The sequence below is a fragment of the Curtobacterium sp. B18 genome, from assembly GCF_000333375.1.
GTDB lineage: Bacteria > Actinomycetota > Actinomycetes > Actinomycetales > Microbacteriaceae > Curtobacterium.
The window spans coordinates 1-5,731 of the sequence record NZ_BACZ01000100.1; the positions used below are offsets into that span (position 1 = coordinate 1).

Below are 5,731 nucleotides of genomic sequence, written 5' to 3' on the forward strand. Positions count from 1 at the left end.
TGTCCGGGTCGCCTGCAGGATCGACTGGGTCTTGTCGTGGCCCTGCGTCCGGTCCCAGTTCGCGACCTGCTTGGCGACCTCCTTGAGGTCCGGGTACTGCGTCAGGACGGTCTTGTAGCCGTTCGATCGAGTCTGCGCGTTGTTGTCCGACGGCGCCCCGAACAGCTCCGCGTACTTGCCCGAGTCCCCGACCGACTTCACCCATTGCTGCGCGCCGATCGCGGCACCCTGTGCGTTGTTCGAGACGAGCTGCGCCTTGGCGAGACCCGCCTGGTTGATCTCCGCGTTCACGAGGAAGACCGGGATCCCGGCGGCGTCGGCCTTCTTCACGGCGCCGATGGACCCGCTGGCGTTGGCCGGGTCGAGGATGATCGCGACCGACTTGTTCGTGATGGCGGTGTCGATGAGGTTGCTCTCGGTGTTCGTGTCACCCTTCGACGCCGAGACGTTCGACTTGTAGCCGAGCGACTTCGCCTCGGCCGACGCGACGTCGCCCTCCGTCTTCCAGTACGGGTTCGACGGGTCGTTGACGATGATCGAGATGAGGCCGCCCTTCTTGGACGAGCCGTCGCCGCCGGATGCGGCACCGCCGGCGGAGCAGCCGGTCAGGGCCAGGCTGAGTCCGACTCCCGCTGCGAGCACCGTTGCGAGCTTGCGGTTCATGGTGGGTTTCCTTTCGCTGTGGACCGTGTGACGGAGGAGTCAGACGGCGGTCTTCTCACCGACGGCTGCCGGGGGCTGCGTGCCGGTGGGAGAGGTCTGGTCGGGTCCGGACGCGCCGCCGGCCTTGGCGGGGCGACGCTTGTACTGGACCGCGTTGAGGAGGACGGCGAACACGATCACGGCACCGGTGAAGACGGTCTGCCAGTAGGCGGAGACGCCGATGATGACGAGCCCGTCCGACAGGAAGCCGATGACGAACGCACCGAGCAGCGTGCCGCGGACGTTGCCGACGCCGCCGGACAGCGCCGCACCGCCGATGACGACCGCCGCGATCGCGGTCAGCTCGTAGGAGCTGCCGGCCGTCGGGCTCGCACTCGTGAGCTCGGACGACAGGATGAGGCCGGCGATCGCGGCGCACAGGCCGGACAGCACGTAGACACGGATCTTCACCCGCTTCACCGGGACACCGGACAGCTCCGCAGCGCGCTCGTTGCCACCGGACGCGTACAGCCAGCGGCCGAAGACGGTCCGGTTGAGGAGGAGCGATCCGACGACGGCGGCGACGATCATCACGATCACACCGATCGGGAGCCCGAGCAGCCGGTTGAAGCCGAGCCAGTCGAACCCGGTGTTGCCGAGCTCCGCGTTGCCCTCGAGGTTGTTGTAGGTCAAGCCGTTGGTCATCAGCAGTCCGATGCCGCGGACGACGTAGAGCATGCCGAGGGTGGCGACGAACGGTGCGACCCGGAACCGTGCCACGAGGACACCGTTGACGAGGCCGATGAGCGCTCCGGCGGCGCAGGCGAGCACGACGACGACCCAGACCTTCGGGTACAGGGTCACCCCACCGATCGCCACACCCTTCATGAGGAAGCCGGCGATCACCCCCGAGAAGCCCAGGGTGGAGCCGACGGACAGGTCGATGCCGCCGTTGAGGATGACCAGGAGCATGCCGAGCGCGAGGATCGCGTACACCGCGACGTGCGACGACATGGTGAGCAGGTTGCTCACCGTGAAGTAGTTCGGCGACAGGATCGAGAAGACGACGATGATGACGACGAGGGCGAAGTAGGCGCGGCCCTGCAGCAGGATCCGTCCCAGGCTGAAGCCCTCGGCGGGGAGGGCGAGACGCCGTCGATCGGCGGTCGTGGTGGTCATGGTTGTTCCGTTCCTGGCGGTCATGCGACCACGGCTTCGCCCGAGGCGGCCATGATCGCTTCCTTGGTCACGTCCGAGCCGAACTCGGCGGCGATCCGCCCACGGCTCATGACGACGATGCGGTGGGCGATGCTCAGGCACTCGCCGACCTCTGAGGTGGTGTAGACGACGGCGAGGCCCTGCCGGGCACGTTCTGCGAGGAGCCGGAACACCTCGGCCTTCGCCCCGATGTCGATGCCGCGACTGGGTTCGTCGAGCAGGATCACGTCCGGATCGGTCGCGAGCATCTTGCCGATGACGACCTTCTGCTGGTTCCCGCCGCTCAGTGAGCCGATCATCGCGCCGCCGCCGGCCGTCTTCACGTGCACGGTCCGGATCGAGTCGGTGACGAGGTCCACCTCACGCCGGCCGGACAGGAAGAGCCCACGAACGAAGGCACCGATGGACGCCAGCGACATGTTCGACCCGACGGTCATCGTCTGGACGAGGCCGTCCCGCTGCCGGTCTTCCGGCACGAGCCCGAGGCCGGCATCGATGCGCTCGGCGATGGACAGTCGAGCAAGGTCGCGGTCGCCCTTCCGGACCGCTCCGCCGTCGATCGGCGTCCGCCCGGCGACCGCCTCGAGCAGCTCGGTGCGACCGGCGCCCATCAGGCCGTAGATGCAGACGACCTCGCCGGCGCGGACCTCGAGCGAGACGTGGTCGACGACGTTCCGTCCGGGCACGTCCGGGTCGGCGACGACGACGTCCTCGACGGTGAGCGCAGGCGCACCGAAGTCGTAGCCGCTGGGCGGTGACCCGAGGTCGAAACCGTCACCGACCATCGCGCGGACGACCCACTCGAGGTCGATGTCCGCACGTCGGGCCGTCGCGGTGACCGAACCGTCGCGGAGCACCACGGCATGGTCGGTGATCTCCAGGGCCTCCTCGAGGTGGTGCGAGATGTAGACGATCGACACACCTCGGGCCTTCAGGTCGCGCACGACCGTGAAGAGCACCTCGACCTCGGACGCCGAGAGCGCGCTCGTCGGCTCGTCCATGATGAGGATCCGCGCGTCCACGGAGAGTGCCCGAGCGATCTCCACCAGCTGCTGCTGCCCGAGGCGCAGGTCGGACACGAGTGTCCCGGGGTCGATGTCCTCGCCCAGCTCGGCGAGGACGACTGCGGCCTGCCGGGCCTCCTCCGCGTAGTCGACCCCGGTCGGTCCACGCAGCTCACGGCCCATGAAGATGTTGTCGCGCACCGTGAGGTTCGGTGCCAGGCTCAGCTCCTGGTGGATGATCGAGATCCCGTGCTCGCGGGCGTCCACGGTGTCGGCGAACGTCACGGCCTCGCCGCGCAGCGTGAGGGTCCCGGAGGTGGGCTGCTCGACGCCGGACAGGATCTTCATGAGCGTCGACTTGCCCGCGCCGTTCTCGCCGAACAGGGTCGTCACCTGCCCGCGGTGCACCGCGAACGCCACCCCCTTGAGTGCCCGGGTCGCACCGTACGTCTTCACGACGTCGGCGGCCTCGAGGACGACCGTCCCGATCGCGTCGTCGCCGCTCATCCGCGCACCTCCAGCTCGGACGGGGTGACGAGCCAGCCCTTCGGGTTGATCAGCTGGAATGCACCCGTCACGGTGACCTCCTTGCCCTCGAGCGCGGTGGTGTCCACCTTCGCCAGCACCTGCTTCTTCAGCTGGTCGTTGAGGGCAGCGCCGGCGTTCTGGTAGTCGATCTGGTTCGTGAACTGGCCGAACTCGACCGTGCCGGGGGCGTCGCGGAGGTCGGTGCCGTTGATGGCGGGGCCGGTCTGGATCCGGATGAGCAGACCGCTGGGGACGCCGTCGACCGTCACGGGGTAGACGCCGTCCTGGGCTTTCCCGACCGTCCCGGTGAAGGTCGTGGAGAACTCCGGACCGGTCCCGGCGTCGACGCCGTACCGCTTCGCAGCAGAGGTGGAGTCGGCGAGCACGGCCGGGGCCAGCTCGGTGGCGGGGACGGCCCGCTTCGCGATCGCCTGCTGCACCTTCGGGAAGTTCGTCTTGCCCCAGGCCGATGCGGAGAACGCCGCTGGGCCCGCCCCGACGCTCGACCCCTTGCCGACGACCTTCGTCGAGAGCGCCATCGCGACGACCACGACGATGACGACCGCGACGAGCACGATCCTCCTGGTCGGCCTGCGCTTCGCGGCGGGTCGGCGGACGGTGGCCGAAGCGCTCATCGCTCAGCTCCGTCCCGGACGGTCCGCCCCGTCCGGTCACCCGTGACGGCTCCGACGACCGTGGGTCGCCGCGTGCTGTGGTCGGCTCGCGTCATCGCGTGCTCCTCGTGGTTCGCTCCGTTGCGTCGTTCCGCTGGCGCGGACCGGCTCCATGAATGTGGCGCAAAGCAGAAATTATGTGCGTAACGAACTTTCTGCAAGTGGACGCGCCGAATCCGTCCGGCCACGCGACGGTTCCGACGCATCAGAAATCTTGTTCTTGACTTTTGTTCTGCGTCGCGTAGTGTCGCCCTCGCCGCGAGGACGCGGCAGGACGACGACCGATGGAGAACTCATGTCCACGACGACCGCGACCCCCACGAGCACCGGCTCCGAGCCCTTCCCGGCGACCATGCGCGCCGTCGTGGTCCACGGCCCTGGCGACTACCGACTCGAGGAGCGACCCGTCCCGACTCCGGGACCCGGCGAGCTGTTGCTCCGTACGGACGCGGTCGGCATCTGCGCCTCGGACCTGAAGTGCTACCACGGCGCAGCCAAGTTCTGGGGTGACGAGAACCGCGCCGCTTGGGCCGAGACGAACCGCATCCCCGGCCACGAGTTCGTCGGCACGGTGGTCGCCGGTGACGACGCAGCGCTCGCCGCCCGCAAGGTGTCCATCGGCGACCGGGTCGCCTGCGAGCAGATCGTGCCGTGCTGGGAGTGCCGGTACTGCCTCGAAGGCAGCTACTGGATGTGCAACGTGCACGACATGTTCGGGTTCAAGGGATACGACGGCGCCATGGCCGAGTTCGTCCTCGTCCCGACCAAGGCCCTGACGCACCCGGTCTCGAGCGAGCTGCCCGGCCAGGTCGCGGCGTTCGCCGAGCCGCTGTCCTGCGCGTTCCACGCGGTCGAGCGCGGTGACGTCAAGTTCGGCGACACGGTCGTCATCGCCGGCGCCGGTCCGATCGGCCTCTCCGCGATCGCGGGGACCCGCCAGAAGAACCCGCTCCGGATCATCGCGCTCGACGTCGTCGACGCGAAGCTCGAACTCGCCCGTAAGGTCGGCGCGGACATCACCATCAACATCGCCCAGGAGGACGCCGTCGCGCGGGTCAAGGAGCTCACCGACGGCTACGGTGCCGACGTCTACATCGAGGCGACCGGACACCCGTCGGCCGTGCCGCAGGGCCTGAACCTGCTGCGCAAGCTCGGCACCTTCGTCGAGTACTCGGTCTTCAAGGACAACGTCTCGGTGGACTGGTCGATCATCTCCGACGACAAGGAGCTCGACGTCCGTGGGGCACACCTCGGTCCGCACACCTGGCCGGCGGCCATCAAGCTCCTCGAGTCGGAGACCCTGCCGATGTCGGAGATCTGCACGCACCAGTTCGCGCTGGAGGACTTCCAGGAAGCACTCGACCTGGTCGGCGACTCGGCCGGTGCGAGCGTCAAGGTCTCGATCATCCCGTCCCGACGGGCTTGAACGACCGACGCGGTCGGCCCGCTCAGGGGTGCTGTGCCGACCGCGTCGTCCGCTCCGCCAGCCGATGGACCACCGCGGCGGTGGCCTCGTACAGATCGCGGTAGTCCCGGTACCCCTCCTCGTACGCCCGGTGCGCATCCGGGTCCGGACGGATGACCTCGGACGGCGGGTTCCAGGTCGCGATGTCGACGTCCGCCACCAGGCCGGCCGCGAGGAACGCCGACCCGTACGACGCACCC

5 protein-coding genes and 1 pseudogene are annotated in these 5,731 nt (G+C 68.7%); 1 reads left to right on the top strand and 5 read right to left on the bottom strand.

The annotated features are described in order from the left end of the window. The 4 genes from I5E_RS02705 to I5E_RS02720 form a co-directional block, all read right to left on the bottom strand. Positions 1-663, bottom strand: a 663-nt coding sequence (locus I5E_RS02705; protein ID WP_022905631.1) for a substrate-binding domain-containing protein, incomplete at its 3' end; no start/stop codon positions are given. A gap of 39 nt (positions 664-702) precedes the next feature. After that, positions 703-1,821, bottom strand: coding sequence for an ABC transporter permease (locus I5E_RS02710; protein WP_022905632.1), 1,119 nt, complete (start codon positions 1,819-1,821; stop codon positions 703-705). Positions 1,822-1,841: 20 nt separating this feature from the next. Continuing rightward, on the bottom strand, positions 1,842-3,371 hold the full coding sequence (locus I5E_RS02715) for a sugar ABC transporter ATP-binding protein (protein WP_022905633.1): 1,530 nt from the start codon (positions 3,369-3,371) through the stop codon (positions 1,842-1,844). After that, positions 3,368-4,027: a DUF2291 family protein gene (locus I5E_RS02720; RefSeq protein ID WP_031261237.1), complete on the bottom strand. Its 660-nt coding sequence runs from the start codon at positions 4,025-4,027 to the stop codon at positions 3,368-3,370. Before I5E_RS02720 ends, I5E_RS02715 begins: the two co-directional genes overlap by 4 nt. A gap of 334 nt (positions 4,028-4,361) precedes the next feature. On the opposite strand from I5E_RS02720, the gene I5E_RS02725 reads away from it, so the two are divergent. Then, positions 4,362-5,492 carry a zinc-binding dehydrogenase gene (locus I5E_RS02725; RefSeq protein ID WP_022905636.1) on the top strand — a complete coding sequence of 377 codons (1,131 nt, stop codon included), beginning with the start codon at positions 4,362-4,364 and terminating at the stop codon, positions 5,490-5,492. Between the two features lie 22 nt (positions 5,493-5,514). Here the strand turns inward: I5E_RS02725 and I5E_RS02730 are convergent. Beyond that, positions 5,515-5,731, bottom strand: a pseudogene (locus I5E_RS02730) (sugar kinase); the annotation flags it as partial.

Coding starts and splice junctions, on each gene's coding strand:
- I5E_RS02710 (WP_022905632.1), bottom strand. CDS start 1,821: ATGACCACCACGACCGCCGATCGACGGCGTCTCGCCCTCCCCGCCGAG.
- I5E_RS02715 (WP_022905633.1), bottom strand. CDS start 3,371: ATGAGCGGCGACGACGCGATCGGGACGGTCGTCCTCGAGGCCGCCGAC.
- I5E_RS02720 (WP_031261237.1), bottom strand. CDS start 4,027: ATGAGCGCTTCGGCCACCGTCCGCCGACCCGCCGCGAAGCGCAGGCCG.
- I5E_RS02725 (WP_022905636.1), top strand. CDS start 4,362: ATGTCCACGACGACCGCGACCCCCACGAGCACCGGCTCCGAGCCCTTC.